The organism is Micromonospora sp. NPDC049836, from assembly GCF_044465125.1.
Classification (GTDB): Bacteria; Actinomycetota; Actinomycetes; order Mycobacteriales; family Micromonosporaceae; genus Micromonospora.
This window is the reverse complement of sequence record NZ_JBITLH010000003.1, coordinates 542,219-557,507: the sequence shown is the minus strand read 5'-3', so window position 1 is coordinate 557,507 and position 15,289 is coordinate 542,219. Positions and strand designations below refer to the sequence as shown.

17 protein-coding genes are annotated in these 15,289 nt (G+C 74.6%); 6 read left to right on the top strand and 11 right to left on the bottom strand.

Annotated elements, in window-relative coordinates; all coding sequences use genetic code 11:
• Window positions 1-71: 71 nt before the first annotated feature.
• Window positions 72-293, top strand: a complete 222-nt coding sequence (locus tag ACIBPB_RS10470) for a hypothetical protein (protein WP_357328317.1) — start codon at window positions 72-74, stop codon at window positions 291-293.
• 102 nt (window positions 294-395) lie between these two features.
• Here the strand turns inward: ACIBPB_RS10470 and fabF are convergent, their stop codons facing one another.
• The 5 genes from fabF to ACIBPB_RS10445 all read right to left on the bottom strand — a co-directional run bounded on the left by fabF (window position 396) and on the right by ACIBPB_RS10445 (window position 5,211).
• Window positions 396-1,622, bottom strand: a complete 1,227-nt coding sequence (gene fabF / locus ACIBPB_RS10465) for a beta-ketoacyl-ACP synthase II (RefSeq protein WP_396839264.1) — start codon at window positions 1,620-1,622, stop codon at window positions 396-398.
• Window positions 1,623-1,624: 2 nt separating this feature from the next.
• Window positions 1,625-1,864, bottom strand: coding sequence for an acyl carrier protein (locus tag ACIBPB_RS10460; RefSeq protein WP_007072348.1), 240 nt, complete (start codon window positions 1,862-1,864; stop codon window positions 1,625-1,627).
• A gap of 87 nt (window positions 1,865-1,951) precedes the next feature.
• The gene (locus ACIBPB_RS10455; RefSeq protein ID WP_396839262.1) at window positions 1,952-2,896 is read right to left on the bottom strand and encodes a beta-ketoacyl-ACP synthase III; all 945 of its coding nucleotides are present in this window, start codon (window positions 2,894-2,896) and stop codon (window positions 1,952-1,954) included.
• Entirely contained in the window at window positions 2,896-3,831 is a 936-nt protein-coding gene (locus tag ACIBPB_RS10450; RefSeq protein WP_396839261.1) for an ACP S-malonyltransferase, read from the bottom strand. The genes ACIBPB_RS10455 and ACIBPB_RS10450 overlap by 1 nt, the downstream gene beginning before the upstream one ends.
• A gap of 78 nt (window positions 3,832-3,909) precedes the next feature.
• The gene (locus ACIBPB_RS10445; RefSeq protein ID WP_357328357.1) at window positions 3,910-5,211 is read right to left on the bottom strand and encodes a helix-turn-helix domain-containing protein; all 1,302 of its coding nucleotides are present in this window, start codon (window positions 5,209-5,211) and stop codon (window positions 3,910-3,912) included.
• A gap of 211 nt (window positions 5,212-5,422) precedes the next feature.
• On the opposite strand from ACIBPB_RS10445, the gene ACIBPB_RS10440 reads away from it, so the two are divergent.
• Entirely contained in the window at window positions 5,423-5,752 is a 330-nt protein-coding gene (locus ACIBPB_RS10440) for a hypothetical protein (RefSeq protein ID WP_396839260.1), read from the top strand.
• 36 nt (window positions 5,753-5,788) lie between these two features.
• Window positions 5,789-6,715 (top strand): NADP-dependent oxidoreductase, encoded by a 927-nt coding sequence (locus tag ACIBPB_RS10435; RefSeq protein ID WP_396839259.1) that lies wholly within the window; start codon window positions 5,789-5,791, stop codon window positions 6,713-6,715.
• A gap of 16 nt (window positions 6,716-6,731) precedes the next feature.
• Here the strand turns inward: ACIBPB_RS10435 and ACIBPB_RS10430 are convergent, their stop codons facing one another.
• A complete protein-coding gene (locus ACIBPB_RS10430; RefSeq protein ID WP_396839497.1) occupies window positions 6,732-7,394 on the bottom strand; it encodes a hypothetical protein in 663 nt (220 codons plus the stop codon).
• A 224-nt stretch (window positions 7,395-7,618) separates the two neighbouring features.
• Between ACIBPB_RS10430 and ACIBPB_RS10425 the strand changes: the two genes are divergently transcribed.
• Window positions 7,619-8,221 carry a copper resistance protein CopC gene (locus ACIBPB_RS10425; protein WP_396839258.1) on the top strand — a complete coding sequence of 201 codons (603 nt, stop codon included), beginning with the start codon at window positions 7,619-7,621 and terminating at the stop codon, window positions 8,219-8,221.
• A gap of 15 nt (window positions 8,222-8,236) precedes the next feature.
• Here the strand turns inward: ACIBPB_RS10425 and gltX are convergent, their stop codons facing one another.
• The 3 genes from gltX to ACIBPB_RS10410 form a co-directional block, all read right to left on the bottom strand.
• The gene (gene gltX / locus ACIBPB_RS10420) at window positions 8,237-9,646 is read right to left on the bottom strand and encodes a glutamate--tRNA ligase (protein WP_396839257.1); all 1,410 of its coding nucleotides are present in this window, start codon (window positions 9,644-9,646) and stop codon (window positions 8,237-8,239) included.
• A 104-nt stretch (window positions 9,647-9,750) separates the two neighbouring features.
• Window positions 9,751-11,028, bottom strand: a complete 1,278-nt coding sequence (locus ACIBPB_RS10415) for an MFS transporter (protein ID WP_396839256.1) — start codon at window positions 11,026-11,028, stop codon at window positions 9,751-9,753.
• Window positions 11,025-12,374, bottom strand: a complete 1,350-nt coding sequence (locus ACIBPB_RS10410) for a GH1 family beta-glucosidase (RefSeq protein ID WP_396839255.1) — start codon at window positions 12,372-12,374, stop codon at window positions 11,025-11,027. Before ACIBPB_RS10410 ends, ACIBPB_RS10415 begins: the two co-directional genes overlap by 4 nt.
• Before the next feature lie 185 nt (window positions 12,375-12,559).
• Between ACIBPB_RS10410 and ACIBPB_RS10405 the strand changes: the two genes are divergently transcribed.
• Window positions 12,560-13,006 carry an SRPBCC family protein gene (locus ACIBPB_RS10405; RefSeq protein ID WP_046570642.1) on the top strand — a complete coding sequence of 149 codons (447 nt, stop codon included), beginning with the start codon at window positions 12,560-12,562 and terminating at the stop codon, window positions 13,004-13,006.
• 109 nt (window positions 13,007-13,115) lie between these two features.
• On the opposite strand, the gene ACIBPB_RS10400 is transcribed toward ACIBPB_RS10405, so the two are convergent.
• The gene (locus ACIBPB_RS10400) at window positions 13,116-13,553 is read right to left on the bottom strand and encodes a VOC family protein (RefSeq protein WP_396839254.1); all 438 of its coding nucleotides are present in this window, start codon (window positions 13,551-13,553) and stop codon (window positions 13,116-13,118) included.
• 1 nt (window position 13,554) lies between these two features.
• Window positions 13,555-14,139 (bottom strand): DinB family protein, encoded by a 585-nt coding sequence (locus tag ACIBPB_RS10395; RefSeq protein WP_396839253.1) that lies wholly within the window; start codon window positions 14,137-14,139, stop codon window positions 13,555-13,557.
• 61 nt (window positions 14,140-14,200) lie between these two features.
• On the opposite strand from ACIBPB_RS10395, the gene ACIBPB_RS10390 reads away from it, so the two are divergent.
• Window positions 14,201-15,160 carry a helix-turn-helix transcriptional regulator gene (locus ACIBPB_RS10390; protein WP_396839252.1) on the top strand — a complete coding sequence of 320 codons (960 nt, stop codon included), beginning with the start codon at window positions 14,201-14,203 and terminating at the stop codon, window positions 15,158-15,160.
• Window positions 15,161-15,289: the final 129 nt, after the last annotated feature.

Here is a 15,289-nt window from a genome sequence, read left to right as displayed (position 1 = left end):
GGATCGGGACCGGTCCGGGCAGCGCGAAAATCCGGTGCGCGGCGCGGCGGACGCTGGCAGGGTGGGCGCCCATGGGACAGCAGGCGCAGGGCTTCGACTACGTCGAACGGGCCGACGGGACCGTGGTGATCACCCACCGCGGCCGGACGGCGGCCACCCTGCGCGGCGGTCGGGCCGCGGAGTTCCTCGCCGAGGTCGGCCAGGACCCACAGCTGGCGATGGCGCGCTGGACCGGCAACTACCGGCGCGGCAACGAGCGCACCGCGCGCCAGCACCCCCGCAACCGGAGCTGACCGGGACCCTGCTCCGGCCGGGGACGCGAACAGGGTCCGTGCCCGGGACGGGCGCGGACCCTGTTGGCAGGACCGCTGGTCACCCGGCGGCCGGCCCGGCGCTCAGCCGCGGGTGAAGACGAGGGCCACGTTGTGCCCACCGAAGCCGAACGCGTTGTTCAGCGCCGCGGGGATCTCCAGGTGGCGCGCCTTGTGGGCGGCCACCTCGAGGGTGAGCCCCTCGTCCGGGTCGTCCAGGTTGATCGTCGGCGGGATGGCCCCGTCGCGGATGGCCAGGATGGTGGCGATCGACTCCAGCGCACCGGCCGCGCCGAGCAGGTGCCCGGTCATCGACTTGGTGGCGGTCAGCACCGGGTGGTCGCCCACCGCCTTGCGCAGCGCGCCGATCTCCAGCATGTCGCCCACCGGGGTCGACGTGGCGTGCGCGTTGACGTGCACGATGTCGGTCCGGGCGACGTCCGCGTCGGCGACCGCCCGGGCGATGGCGCGGATCGCGCCCTCGCCCTCGGCGTGCGGCTGCACGATGTCGTACGCGTCCGAGGTGATGCCGGCACCGGCCAGGCGGGCGTACACCCGTGCGCCGCGGGCGGCGGCGTGGTCGGCGCGCTCCAGGACGACGATGCCCGCGCCCTCGCCGAGGACGAAGCCGTCGCGGCCCTTGTCCCACGGGCGGGAGGCCTTCTCCGGCTCGTCGTTGCGGGTCGACATGGCCCGCATCGAGGCGAAACCGGCGATCGGCAGCGGGTGGATGACCGCCTCGGTGCCGCCGGCCACCACCACGTCGGCCCGGCCGGCGCGGATGATGTCCAGCCCGAGCGCGATCGCCTCCGCGCCGGTCGCGCAGGCGCTGGCCACCGAGTGCACCCCGGCCTTGGCACCGAGTTCCAGCCCGACCCAGGCGGCCGGGCCGTTCGGCATCAGCATCGGCACGGTGTGCGGGGAGACCCGCCGCGGGCCGGACGCCTCCAGGATGTCGTCCTGGGCGAGCAGGGTGGTGGCGCCGCCGATACCGGAGCCGACGCTGACCGCGAACCGCTCCGGGTCCAGCCCGGAGTCGGCCAGCCCGGCGTCGGCCCAGGCCTGCTGGGCCGCGATGAGGGCGATCGCCTCGGAACGGTCCAGCCGCCGCAGCTTGACCCGGTCGAGCACCGTCGACGGGTCGACGGCGAGTTGCGCGGCGATCCGAACCGGCAGTTGCTCGGCCCACTCCTGGGTGAGCGCACTCACCCCGGAGCGGCCGGCGAGCATGGCGTCCCAGGTCGACGCGACGTCCCCGCCGAGCGGGGTCGTCGCGCCGAGCCCGGTGACGACGACGTCGGGACGACTCATGATCAGGACTGCGCCTCGATGTAGCTGACGGCGTCCCCGACCGTCTTGAGGTTCTGCACCTCGTTGTCCGGGATCTTGACGCCGAACTTCTCCTCGGCCGCCACCACGACCTCCACCATGGAGAGCGAGTCGACATCGAGGTCGTCGGTGAAGGACTTCCCCTCGGCCACGTCGTCCGGGTTCACCCCGGCAACCTCTTCGAGGATCTCGGCGAGGCCGGCGGTGATCTCGTCACGGGTCATTGCGGTTGGTTCCTCTCATCGGGGGTTCACTCGACGGCCGGCGACGCCGGTCGTCACTCCTCGGCGCGCTCGCGCCCGAGGGGGTCTTCACGGGCAGCGGACGACCTGGCCGGCGTAGGTCAGGCCGCCGCCGAAGCCGAACAGCAGCACCGGCGCGCCGGTCGGCACCTCGCGCCGCTCGATCAGCTTGGACAGGGCCAGGGGGACGCTCGCCGCCGAGGTGTTGCCGGACTCGACGATGTCCTTCGCGATGATTGCATCGGGGATGTTGAGCCGCTTGACGATGCCGTCGATGATCCGGGCGTTGGCCTGGTGCGGCACGAACGCGGCCAGCTCCGACGGCGCCACCCCGGCCCGCTCGCAGGCCTGCAGCGCCAGCGGCGCCAGCGCCGTGGTGGCCCAGCGGAACACCGCCTGCCCCTCCTGCGCGATGTACGGCCGCCAGCCCTCGATGCGGACCGCGTCGCTCTTCTCCGGCACCGAGCCCCAGACCACCGGACCGACCCCGGCCGGCTCGTCGTCGCCGGTGGCGGTGACCACCGCGGCGCCGGCGCCGTCGCCGAAGATGATGCAGGTCGAGCGGTCGGTCCAGTCGGTGAAGTCGGAGAGCTTCTCCGCGCCGATGACGATCGCGTTGCGCGCCGCACCGGCCCGGATGGCGTGGTCGACCGTGCCCAGCGCGTACGCGAAGCCCGAGCAGGCGGTGTTGATGTCGTACGCGCCGGGTGCGGCGATGCCCAGCTTGGCGGCGACCCGGCAGGCCACGTTCGGGCTGCGGTCGACCGAGGTGCAGGTGGCCACCACGACGAGGTCGATGTCGGCGGCGGTCAGGCCCGAGTTGGCCAGCGCCTTGCCGGCCGCCGCGGTGGCCATGTCGGCCACCGTCTCGTCCCCGGCGATCCGCCGGGTGACGATGCCGACCCGGTCCCGGATCCACTCGTCGTTGGTGTCGACCATCTGGGCCAGCTCGTCGTTGGTCACTACCCGCGAGGGCTGGTAGTGCCCCATCGCGACGATCCTGCTGCCGGTCATCAGTGGTTGCCTTCCGTTCGCGCCTGCCGGGCGATCAGGTCCCGCGCGGCGGGCAGGTCGTCCGGGGTGTTGAGAGTGACGATCTCCGGCGCGCCCTCGCCCTTGAGTTCACGCTTGACCAGGCCGGCCAGGGTGCCGGCCGGCGGCAGCTCGATGACGCCGGTGACGCCGAGGTCGGCCAGCGTACGCATGCAGAGGTCCCAGCGGACCGGGGCGGTGACCTGGCGGACCAGCCGCTGGACCAGCTCCCGCCCGTCGCCGACGGCGGTGCCGTCCAGGTTGGACAGGAGAGTCCGGGCCGGATCGGCCGGGGTGATGCCGGCCGCGACCTCGGCCAGCGCGGCCTCGGCCGGGGCCATGTACGGGGTGTGGAACGCCCCGGCCACCTTCAGCCGGGTGATCCGGGCCCGGGTCGGCGGCTCGGCGGCGAGCTTGTCCAGCCCGTCGAGGGAGCCGGCGGCGACGATCTGGCCGGCGCCGTTGCGGTTCGCCGGGTGCAGCCCGTTGGCCTCGATCGCGGCGAGCACCTCGTCCGGGTCGCCGCCGAGCACGGCGGCCATCCCGGTCGGTTCGAGGGCGCAGGCGGCGGCCATCTCCCGGCCGCGGACCCCGGCGAGCGTCACGGCCGCCTCGGCGGTGAGCACCCCGGCGAGGGCGGCGGCGCCCAGCTCACCGACGCTGTGCCCGGCGACCAGCGCGCCGTCCGGCAGCGGCAGGTGCTCGGCCGCGAGCAGCGCGGCCGCGACCAGCAGCGGCTGCGTGCGCGCGGTGTCCCTGATCTCGTCCGCGTCCGCCTCGGTGCCGAGGTGGACCAGGTCGACGCCGGCCAGCGCGGACCACGAGCGCAGCCGTGCCTCGGCGTCGGGCAGGTCGAGCCAGGGGATCAGGAAGCCGGGTTTCTGGGAACCCTGGCCGGGCGAGAGTACGGCGAGCACGCTTACGACTCTGACGGATACTCGCGGGTCACGCTGTAACGCACGGCACCAAACCGTACTAGAAGCTTTGGATGTTTCCTACAAAGATCGGCGGTGATCGTCACCTGTCTGTGGCGATTTCCGGCCGGTCGGGCCCAATGTCTGGCTCGGTACCGGTGTGACCCCCGGGACCACCGGGTCCAGCCGACCCACCGTCAGCGCCACCTGCAGGGCGAACGCGTCCCGTGGGGCGAGCGGCGAGAAGCCGGTCACCTCGGCGACCCGCTTGAGCCGGTAGCGCACCGTGTTCGGGTGCACGAAGAGGGCACGCGCCGCGCTCTCCAGCGTGCCGCCGGCGGCGAAGAAGGCGTCCAGCGTCTCCAGCAGCTCACCGCCGGCGCGCACCAGCGCCGCGTACACGTCGTGCCGCAGCCGGCGCCGGGCCTCGGCGTCACCGGCCAGCGCCCGCTCGGGCAGCAGCTCCGCGGCGGGCACCGGGCACGGCGCGGTCGGCCAGGCCGGCGCCGCGCGGAACCCGGCCAGCGCCGCCCGCGCCGAGTCCGTCGCCTCGTCCAGGCTGGGCACGGCCGGGCCGACCACCACCGGGCCCTCGCCGAACGCGGACCGCAGCTTCTCCGTGGCGGCCAGCGGGTCGGCCGCCCCGCCCAGCACGATCACCAGCCGGTCGCCGTGCACGCCGCCGATCACCTCGACGCCGATCCGGCGGGCCTGCCGGTAGACGGTGTGCAGCACGGCGGCCACCTCACCGCCCGGCGAGCGGCCCACCGCCACCGCGACCGGGGGCGCGTCCGACCAGCCCAGCGCCGCCGCGCGGCTGGCCAGCACGTCCGGCGAGTCGCCGCGCAGCAGCGCGTCCACCAGCAGCGCCTGCAACCGGGCGTCCCAGGAGCCGCGGGACTCGGCGGCGCGGGCGTACACCCGGGCGGCGGCGAACGCGATCTCCCGGGAGAAGCGCAGCACCGCCTCGCGCAGCGACTGCTCCTCACCCTCCACCGCCAGGTGCGCCACCTGCTCCTCGACCACCTCGATGGTCACCTTGATCAGCGCGACGGTCTGCTGGAGGCTGATCGAGCGGGCCAGGGCCTGCGGCGCGGTGGCGAAGACCTCGTCGGAGACCTCCTGGGTGCTGTCGGTGGCGCCGCCGCCCTGCCGCAGCCACTGCACCAGGGACCGGACGCCGGCCTGGGCGACCAGCATCACCCAGGACCGCTGGTCCGCCGGCAGCTCCCGGAACCAGGGCAGGGTCTCGTCCATCCGGGACACGCTGGCGGTGGCCAGCGCGCCCGCCGCCCGTTCGATCCGGCGCAGCGTCGCCGACAGTTCGGTCCCGCCCGGCTCGCTCACCGCCCCAGCCTGACACGCCCTGACCAGCAACGGCACCTCGAGGTCGGTCCGGCGGGGGGCCGGCCGGGCGGGCTGGGGCAGAATGTCCGCCGGTGACCGGCCCGACCGCGGCCCGCCCCGCGCCGGCGCCGGTCGCGGACGATCTCCACGGGTACGCGCCGTCCGCGCCGTCGGCCCCGGCCAGTACGGTGTCAGGGCACGTCGGGGCGACCGCCCGGCGGGCGATGGCGAAGGTGAGGAGACCGGGATGGCGCACGGGGAGGCCGAGCACGGCTGCGCCCAGGGCGAGCCCTGCCGGCCGGGCCACCACGAGCAGCCGGCGCCCGCCAAGCAGCCCCGTTGGACGGGGCTGACCCACTCGGCCGAGCCGGCCGCCGGCCGCGGCCCGGACCGCGACGACGCCGCGCCGCTGCCCCGGCCCCGGCCCGCCGAGCCGGTGCCGCCGGCCGGGCCCGAGCCGGCGGACGAGGGCTGCCGCAGCGACCTGCCCGGCTGGGCGGGCGGGCACCGGCACGGCCCGGTCCGGCCGCGCAACCGCGGGGTCCGCCGGGAGCGGCCGCCGCGGCGCTGGTGCTGACCCCGCGGCGGCCCGCCGGCGGCTAGCCTGAGCAGGGTGAAGGCGATCGCGATCGACGCGTACGGCTCGGCCGACCGGCTCACCCTGCGGGAGTTGCCCACCCCGCCGGTCGGACCGGACACGGTCCTGGTGCGGGTGCGGGCCGCCGGGGTGAACCCGGTCGACGGCAAGGTCCGCGACGGCCAGTTGGCCGGCGCCATCCCGACCCATTTCCCGCTGGTCCCCGGGTGGGACGCGGCGGGGGTGGTCGAGGCGGTCGGCCCGGCGGTGGCCGGCTTCGCGGTGGGCGACGAGGTGATCGGGTACGTCCGCCGCGACGACCTGCAGCACGGCACGTACGCGGAGCTGGTGCCGGCCCCCGAACGCTGCCTGGCCGACAAGCCGGTGCAGGCGTCCTGGGCCGAGGCGGGTGGGCTGCCGCTGAGCGGGCTGACCGCGTACCAGGCACTGCAACTGGCCCGCACCGGCGCGGGCGACACGGTGCTGGTGCACGGGGCCGCCGGCGGGGTGGGCCACCTCGCGGTGCAGCTGGCCCGGGCTCTCGGCGCGGGTCGGGTGATCGGCACCGCGAGCGAGGCCAATCACGACTTCGTCCGGTCCCTGGGCGCCGAGCCGGTCAGCTACGGCCCCGGCCTGCTGGACCGGCTCCGCACGCTCGCGCCCGACGGGGTGGACGTGGCGCTGGACCTGTTCGGCGGCGACGCCCTGGACGTCTCCGCCGAGCTGCTGGCCCGGCCGGCCCGGCTGGTCTCCACGGCCGACCCGGAGCACGTCACCCAACTCGGCGGCAGCTACCTGTTCGTGAAGCCGTCCACGGCCGACCTGGCGGTGCTGGCCGGGCTCGTGGACGCCGGCCGGCTGACCGTGCACGTGGCCCGGACGTTCCCGCTGGCGGAGGCCGCCGAGGCGCAGCGCCTGGTGGCGGCGGGGCACGTCCGGGGCAAGGTGGTGCTGGAGGTCTGACCGGGGTGGCGCCCGGTCAGCGGGTGCGGCGGCGGACCAGCAGCGCGATGCCGGCGAGGCCGGCGGTGATGATCACGACCACCCCGACGTTGAGCAGCAGCAGCCGCTGCAACTCGCCCATCGCGGCGTCGATGTCCTGCACCGGGTCCAGCGCCTCCTCGGGGATGACCCGTTCGCCACCGCCGATGCCGCCGCTGAGCGTGTCGAACTGCTTCTCCAGCGGCACCCCGACGCCGCGCAGCGTCTCGGACATGTTGAGCCGGCCGAAGAACCAGCCGGCCCGGGGCTTGCTCAGGTCGGGCTGCTTGGCCGGCCGGTAGACCCGGGGCCCGCCCTTGGCGAGCGGGTAGAGGTCGTACGTCTTCGCCGGGTTGCCCCCGGTGAGCACCACCACCGTGTACTTCGGACCGAGGTCCTTGGCGCCCGGGCCGCGCTGCTGGCCGGTCTGCCCGAGCCACTTCACCTGGTCGATGACGGCGTTGACCTCGGCGGGGCGGCTGTCGGCGCGCAGTTGCAGCGGCTGGTCGAGGCGGTCGCCGGTGATGTCCACTCCGGCCGGTGGCAGTTTCGGCTTGGGGGCCGCCTGGGCGGCCGGGGCACCGGCCAGGGTCAACGTGCACAGGGCGGCGAGCGCACCGGCCGTCACGGCTGCCAGCAGCCGCCTCACCTTACGGACCATCGCCGCCTCCTCGCCCCGTTCGATGGGTGGCATCCGCTGCAGGTCACGCTTGATCGGCCGACGGCGGTGGCCCGGCCCGAACTTCGGGTGCCCACCTTCAAAGACTCCGCAGAACGTCGCTCGGTTGCAGCTAGTGGAACAGTATTTGGAACTATCTGCGATCTACGACCGACCAATGAGCGGTCGTTGATCAGCGGCCGGATCGTACCCGGATGGAGGGGCTCATGGGGGGCAGGGTCGCCCGCGTGGCGTGTGGCGGGCTGATGGTGCTCTGCCTGGCGGTCGGGGTGCCGGTGCTGCTGCCGGCCGCGCCGGCCGCCGCGCACAACTCGCTGGCCGGCAGTGACCCGGCGAACGGCGCCCGGCTGGCGACCGCGCCGGAGCGGATCGAGCTGCGCTTCCTGGCCACCCCGTCGCCGGCCACCACGAAGGTCACCGTCACCGGCCCGGGCGACGTGCCCGCCGCGACCGGCGCGGCCACCTTCGCCGGCAAGCGGGTCAGCGTGCCCTTCACGCCGGGCCGGGCCGGCGAGTACCTGGTCGCCTACCAGGTCGGCTCGGCCGACGGTCATCCGGTGCGCGGGCAGATCCGCTTCACCCTGACCACCGGCGTGCCGGCCGGGACGCCGTCGACCGTCCCGGCGTCGACCAGCGCGGCGCCGAGCACCCCGCCGGCCCGGTCCGGCAGCGCGCCGGCTCCGGGGCCCGCCGCGTCCCGCGCCGAGGAGGGCGGCGGGACCGGCTGGTTCTGGGCGCTCGGCGTCGCGGCGCTGCTCGTCGTGCTGGGCGGCGGGCTGCTGCTGCGCCGCCGCGCCGCCCGCCGCTGAGCCCCGCACCGGCGGTCAGACCAGGCGCACCCGGGCGGCGCGCAGCCGGGTCAGGGTGCGGTCCCGGCCGAGCACCTCGAGCGACTCGAAGAGCGGCAGGCCGACCGTACGACCGGTGACGGCGACCCGGACCGGCGCCTGCGCCTTGCCGAGCTTCAGCCCGCGCTCCGCGCCGACCGCCTCCAGCGTGGACTTCAGCGACTCGGCGTCCCAGGACGCCAGCGCGTCGAAGGCGGCGATCGCGGCGTCCAGCAGGTCCGCCGCGCCCTCCTTCATCGCCTTGGCCCAGGCCGCCTCGTCGATCAGCGGGTCGGCCAGGAAGAGGAAGTCGACGTTCGGCACGATCTCGCTGAGCACCGCGATCCGGGTCTGCGCCAGCGGGGCGACCGCGGCGAAGGCGTCGGCGTCGAACTCGGCCGGCTGCCACGGCGGCGGGGCGATGGTCTCCGTGCCGGTCAGCCACGGCTGGCACTCCGTGACGAAGTCCTCGATCGGCAGCGCCCGGATGTACTCGCCGTTGAACGCGCGCAGCTTCTTCTCGTCGAAGAACGCCGGGGAGGGGTTCACCTCCTCCAGCCGGAACTCGTCCTCGATGACCGACCAGGGCACGATCTCGCGGTCGCCGGAGGGGGCCCAGCCGAGCAGCATCAGGTAGTTGCGCATCGCGGCGGCGAGGTAGCCCTCGTCCCGGTACGCCTCCAGGGCGACCTTGTCCCGCCGCTTGGACAGCTTCTGCCGCTTCTCGTTGACCACCACGGGCACGTGCGCCCAGATCGGCGGCTTGACCCCGAGCGCGTCCCAGAGCAGCTGCTGCTTCGGGGTGTTGGGCAGGTGCTCCTCGGCCCGGATGACGTGGGTGATCCCCATGGTCATGTCGTCGACCACGTTGGCGAGCAGGAAGACCGGGGAGCCGTCGCCGCGGGCGATGACGAAGTCCTCGATCAGCCTGTTCTCGAAGGTCGGCTCGCCCCGGATCAGGTCGACCACCACGGTCTCGCCCTCGTCCGGGGTGCGGAAGCGCAGCGCCCGGCCCTCGCCGGGGGTCAGGCCCCGGTCCCGGCAGAAGCCGTCGTAGCCCTGGTACTGCGAGCCGGTCCGCGCCTGCACGTCCTCCCGGGTGCAGTCGCAGTAGTACGCCCGGCCGCCCTCGTAGAGCCGCTGCGCGGCGGCCCGGTGCTCACCGGCGTACGAGGACTGGAAGTGGGGGCCCTCGTAGCTGCCCCGGGCGATGCCGATCCAGTCGAGCGCGGAGAGGATGCCCTCGGTCCATTCGGGCTTGTTGCGCGCGGCGTCGGTGTCCTCGATGCGGAGCACGAACACCCCGCCCTGCTGCTTGGCGTAGATCCAGTTCTGCAGCGCGGAGCGCGCGCCGCCGACGTGGAACATACCGGTCGGGGAGGGGGCGAAGCGTACACGTACCGTCACGTGCTCCAGCCTACGGCGGCACGCGAGCGGATAAGGAGGGGCCCCTTCTTAACGCATTCGGAGGTGGCGGTCCCCGGCCAACAGCCGGGGCGGGCGGTGGGCGGTCACGGCACCGAGCGGATCTTGAGGACCAGGGCGCTGCCGAGCAGGGTGATCACCGCGGTGGCCGCGTACAGGGTGGGGTAGCCGCCCAGGTGGACCACGATCGGGGCGGAGAGCGCCGGGCCGAGCACCTGCGGGGCGGAGTTCGCGATGTTGATCACCCCGAGGTCCTTGGCCCGGTCGGTGGCGGCCGGCAGCACCTGGGTGATCAGCGCCGCGTCCACCGCCAGGTAGACGCCGTAGCCGGCGCCGAGCAGCAGCGCCGCGACGATCGCCATCGGCCAGGTCGGGGCGGCCGCGAGCAGCGTCGCGGCCACCGCCATGACCAGCCCGGAGACGATCACGAACACCTTGCGCCGGCCGGACCGGTCGGAGATCCGCCCGGACACCACGGCGGTGAGCATCATGCCGAGCGTGTAGAGCAGGATCAGCACCAGCAGGGCGCCCTCGGGGTCGGCCATCCGCACCCCGTCGGTGAGGAAGTAGAGCAGGTAGAGCGTGCCGAGCGCGTTCCCGAGCTGCACCAGGAACCGGGTGAACCAGGCCCAGGCGAAGTCGGGGTGCCGGCGCGGGCTGATCCACATGGAGGCGAGCAGCGCGCGCAGCCGGAGCACCGGCCGGTGCTCGCGGGGCAGCGGGTCGTCCTCGGTGAGCAGCGCGAACGGCAGGGACAGCAGCAGCACCGCGAGCGCGACGACCGCGTAGCCGGCGGCGTTGCCGGTGACCACGGCGGTGACCAGGACCGCGCCGAGCACCAGGCCGAGCGCCTGCGGGATGCCCACCCAGCCGGAGACCCCGCCGCGCTGGGCCACCGGCACCCGGTCCGGGATGGCGGCGGTGAGGCTGGCCAGCATGGCGTTGAAGCAGACCTGCGCGGCGACCCAGCCGACCGCCACGCCGGCGATGGTGTTCTGCCGGGCCAGCAGCACCAGCGCCAGCGCGCCGAGCACCGCGCCGGCGGCGGTCCAGACGTGCCGCCGGCCGAAGTGCCGGTTGGCCAGGCGCAGCACGGTGCGGTCGGAGAGCGCCCCGGCGAGCGGGTTCGCCAGCACCGCGGCGAGCGCACCGAGGCCGGTGACGACCGCGAACATCGCCTCCTTGTCGCCGGGCGCGATCCGTTCGATCTGCTGGGGGAGCAGCACCTGGATGGGGGTGAAGAAGGCCATCCAGACGCCCAGGTTGGCCGCGAAGATCAGCGCGATCCAGCTCCGCCGCACCGGCACGGTGGGTTCGGCCAGCGCCGCCGGCAGCGAGGCCGGCGTCGGGTTCACGGTGGTCACCGCGCCGGCCCCGGATCGGCACCGGCCCGGATCACCGCGTCCCGGAACCAGGCGTACGACGCCTTGGGGGTGCGCCGTTGGGTGGCGTAGTCGACGTGCACCAGGCCGAACCGCTTGGTGAAGCCCTCGGCCCACTCCCAGTTGTCCAGCAGCGACCAGACGAAGTACCCGGTCACCTCGACCCCGGCGGCGATCGCCGCGTGGACCGCCCGGACGTGCCCGTCCAGGTACGCGATCCGCTCCGGGTCGGGCACCCGGCCGTCGGTGCCCGGCACGTCGTCGTACGCGCAGCCGCTCTCGGTGACCTGGATCGGCGGCAGCGCGTCGCCGTACCGCTGCTTGAGGTCGACGAGCAGCTCGCGCAGCCCGTCGGGCACCACCGGCCAGTCGAAGGCGGTACGCGGGTAGCCGTCCAGCGGCACCAGCTCGAACGGCAGCGGCGAGTCCGGCTCGGCGGCCCGGACGGCGGTCGGGTTGTAGTAGTTCACCCCGAGCACGTCGATCGGGGCGGCGATCACGTCGAGGTCGCCGGGGCGGACCACGGACAGGTCGAAGCCGTCCGGGTAGCCGCGCCCGAGCAGCGGGTCGGTGAAGAGCCGGTTGTGCAGCGCGTCGTACGCCGCCGCGGCCGCCCGGTCGGCGTCGGTGTCGCCGGCCAGCCGCACCGGCGAGTAGTTGTTCGCGATGGCGACCGGGCTGGTGCTGCGGGCGCGCAGCGCGGCGACCGCGAGGCCGTGCCCGAGGAGCTGGTGGTGGGCCACCGGGAAGGCGTCGAAGAGCAGCGCCCGGCCGGGGGCGTGCACGCCCATGCCGTGCCCGAGGCTCATGTGGATGAACGGCTCGTTGAGGGTGATCCAGAGCCGTACCCGGTCGCCGAGGCGGGCGGCGACCAGGTCGGCGTACTCGGCGAAGCGGCCGGCGGTGTCCCGGTTGAGCCAGCCGCCGGCGTCCTCGAGGGCCTGCGGCAGGTCCCAGTGGAAGAGCGTGGCGACCGGGTCGACGCCGTGCGCCAGCAGGGTGTCCACCAGCCGGTCGTAGAAGTCCAGCCCGGCGGGGTTGGCGGGCCCGACGCCGGTGGGCTGGACCCGGGGCCAGGCGATGGAGAACCGGTAGCCGGAGACGCCCAGCCCGGCCAGCAGCGCGACGTCCTCGGCGTACCGGTGGTAGTGGTCGCAGGCCTCGTCGCCGGTGCTGCCGTCGGCGATCCGGCCGGGGGAGTGGGCGAAGGTGTCCCAGATGGACGGACCCCGGCCGTCGGCGGTGGCCGCCCCCTCGATCTGGTAGGCGGACGTGGACACCCCCCACCGGAAGCCGGCGGGGAAGTCGGGCATCGGCGCGCTCGTCATTCGCCCTCCAGAAATGCGAAGCGTGTTCGCGACTCTAGGGCGCGGAGCGCCGCCGGTCCATAGGCCCGAAAGCCAGGCAGGGCAAGGGCTTTCGGCGTGTCTTTTTCCGAACCCGTCCGGGTAAGTCCGATTTACACATAGAGTGCCGAATATCGCGGATGTGGTTTAAGTGGGGGAAAGACAAGATGATCCTCGTGGAACGCAGTGCGCACGTGATGGCGCCGGTGGAAGCGGTCTGGGACGTCGTGCAGCGGGCCGAGCAGTTGCCGGCCTGGCTGGCGGGGGTCCGCGCGGCCGAGGTCCTCTCTGGAGAGGGCTTCGGGCGGCGACAACTGGTCCAGGCCGGGCGCGGCGCGGCGCACGAGGCCGAGGTGATCGCCTACCAGGAGCCGACCCTGATCGGGTGGCGCGAGCGGGCCAAGGGCGCCGGCGCCCGGGCCGAGGCGCGCACCGAGATCTACGTGCAGCTGACCCCGGACGAGGAGGAGGGCGGGACCGTCGTGCGGCTCATCGTCGTGCGGTGGCCCGCCGGGCCGGTCAAGGCCGCCCTGCTCCGGCTCGGCCTGCGCCGGGTCGGCGCCGACCTGGAGGACTCGCTGGCCCGGCTGACCGACCTGGCCGCCGTCGGCTGACCGGAGCCGGTCCCGGCGTCGCCCGCGATGGAGATGGTCCGGCGTTCCCGCCAGGAACGCCGGACCATCGTCACCTGATCCCGGCGACGCGACCGCGCCGCGCGGCCGGTCAGTCGAGGCAGAACTCGTTGCCCTCCGGGTCGGTCAGCACGAGGTGCCCGGCGCCGAGCGGCGGCGCCGGCTCGTGCCGGCTCAGCCGGGTGGCGCCGAGGGCGACCAGCCGCGCCGCCTCCGCCTCCAGGGCCGCCATCCGCGCGTCACCCGCCAGGCCGGGCGCGGCCCGCACATCCAGGTGTACGCGGTTCTTGGCCTGCTTGCCCTCCGGCACCCGCTGGAAGAACAGCCGTGGCCCGGCGCCCTCCGGGTCGACCACCGCGGAGGCGTCGTTGCGCCGCTCGGGCGGCACGCCCAGCGCGTCCAGCGCCTGCTCCCAGGTCGCGAAGTCGCCCGGCGGATCCTGCAACCGGTAGCCGAGCGCGTCGGCCCAGAAGGCCGCCAGCGCGGCCGGGTCGGCACAGTCGAAGGTGATCTGCACGTCGCGGGCCATCTCAGCTCGCCTCCCGTCCGGTCTGCTGGTGGGTGTGCAGGTGGAGGTCGCGGAGCAGGCACACCTCGGCCAGATGGTGGATCAGCTCCCGGTTGATGTGCAAGGCCAGCGCCGCCATGGGGAACTCCGCGTACGGCCCCTCCGCCTCCCCGCACGGCCGGGCGAGGCCGGCCTCGCCGAGCGACGCCACGCCGGACTGCCAGGTGGCGTACTCGGCGTCGAGCTGGGCCAGGGCCGCCGCCGCGGTCGGGGCGTACTCGAACGACTGGTAGTCGGTCGGCGCGCGGCCGAAGTGCGCGGCGTTGCGGACCGCGAGCACGCCGACGATCACGTGCCCGAGCCGCCACGCGATCGTCGTGAACGGTGGCGGCTCGGGCTGCGGCATCGCGAAGTCGATCGTCATGGCGCCCTGCCCGCCCTGCACCGGCGCGGTGCCGGTGCCCCGCGGCCGCACGTTCCAGCAGTCGGGGGCTGGTTCCCAGAAGTATTCGTCGTCCGTGAGCCCGTCCAGGCGGTCGCGGAGTTGCCGGGTCCAGTGCCCGGCGAGCTGGTCCCGCAGCAGAAAGTTCCAGTTCTGGTCGGTCATGCCCCCACCCTGCCGGCAATAGCGGACAGGAACGTTCCGCGATTCGTGCGACCATGACCGGGTGACCGTCGAGGGGACAACCGAGCGGGTGCTGCGGCTGCTGGCGCTGCTGCAACGGCGGCCGTCCTGGACCGCCGCCGCGCTCGCCGCCGAGCTGCGGGTCACCGACCGCTCGGTACGCCGGGACGTGGAGCGGCTGCGGGCGCTCGGCTATCCGGTGCACGCGGTGCCGGGCGTCGGCGGCGGCTACCAGCTGGGCGCCGGCACCCGGCTGCCACCGCTGCTCCTCGACGACGAGGAGGCGATCGCCACGGCCGTCTCGCTGCGGCTTGCCTCGGGCGGCACGGTCGCCGGAGCGGGCGAGGCGGCGCTGCGGGCGCTCGCCAAGCTCGACCAGGTGATGCCCGCCCGGCTGCGCGCCGAGGTGCGGGCGGTGCACGACGCCACCGAGACCCTGGTCGGCCCCGGGGTCGAGATCGACGGCGAACTGCTGGTGACGCTCGCCCGGGCCTGCCGCGACGCGGTACGCGTACGGTTCCGCTACGCCGACCGCGACGGCGCCGAGCGGGAGCGCTCCGTCGAGCCGGTGCGGATGGTCACCACCGGCCGCCGCTGGTACCTGATGGCCTGGGACGTCGACCGCGACGACTGGCGCACCTTCCGGCTGGACCGGATGCGCGAGGTGGTGGCGACGACCTGGCGCTTCCGGGCGCGCGAGCACCCGGACCCGGTCGCCTACGTGCAGCGGTCGGTGACCGAGGCGCCGTACCGGTGTCTCGCCCGGGTGCGGGTGCACACCGAGCCCGACCGGCTGCGGCAACTGGTGCCGCCGCAGGTGGGGCGCGTCGAGGACGATCGCGACGGGTGGTGCGTGCTCGTCGTCGGCGGGGACGACTGGGAGTGGCTCGCCGCGCAGGTCGCCCGGCTCGACGTCGAGGCGCGGGTGCTGGAGCCGCCGGAGCTGCGAGAGGCCGTCGCCCGGCTCGCCCACCGCCTCACGGCGATGGCCGGCAACGGCTGACCGGCCGCCGGCCGATCGGGGCCGACGGACCGGCCGATGGCCACGGGATCCCACAAGTCGGCCCTGCGGGTCGGGTGGTGGCCACGGGATGCCGCAAGTCGGGCCTACGGGCCGGGAGGTGGCCACGGG

Bases quoted from the DNA above. Each gene is read 5' to 3' on its own strand.
- ACIBPB_RS10395 (WP_396839253.1), bottom strand. From the start codon at position 14,139: ATGACCGACCAGAACTGGAACTTTCTGCTGCGGGACCAGCTCGCCGGG.
- ACIBPB_RS10400 (WP_396839254.1), bottom strand. From the start codon at position 13,553: ATGGCCCGCGACGTGCAGATCACCTTCGACTGTGCCGACCCGGCCGCG.
- ACIBPB_RS10405 (WP_046570642.1), top strand. From the start codon at position 12,560: ATGATCCTCGTGGAACGCAGTGCGCACGTGATGGCGCCGGTGGAAGCG.
- ACIBPB_RS10430 (WP_396839497.1), bottom strand. From the start codon at position 7,394: ATGGTCCGTAAGGTGAGGCGGCTGCTGGCAGCCGTGACGGCCGGTGCG.
- ACIBPB_RS10460 (WP_007072348.1), bottom strand. From the start codon at position 1,864: ATGACCCGTGACGAGATCACCGCCGGCCTCGCCGAGATCCTCGAAGAG.
- ACIBPB_RS10425 (WP_396839258.1), top strand. From the start codon at position 7,619: ATGGGGGGCAGGGTCGCCCGCGTGGCGTGTGGCGGGCTGATGGTGCTC.
- fabF (WP_396839264.1), bottom strand. From the start codon at position 1,622: ATGAGTCGTCCCGACGTCGTCGTCACCGGGCTCGGCGCGACGACCCCG.
- ACIBPB_RS10410 (WP_396839255.1), bottom strand. From the start codon at position 12,374: ATGACGAGCGCGCCGATGCCCGACTTCCCCGCCGGCTTCCGGTGGGGG.
- ACIBPB_RS10440 (WP_396839260.1), top strand. From the start codon at position 5,423: ATGGCGCACGGGGAGGCCGAGCACGGCTGCGCCCAGGGCGAGCCCTGC.
- ACIBPB_RS10455 (WP_396839262.1), bottom strand. From the start codon at position 2,896: ATGACCGGCAGCAGGATCGTCGCGATGGGGCACTACCAGCCCTCGCGG.
- ACIBPB_RS10470 (WP_357328317.1), top strand. From the start codon at position 72: ATGGGACAGCAGGCGCAGGGCTTCGACTACGTCGAACGGGCCGACGGG.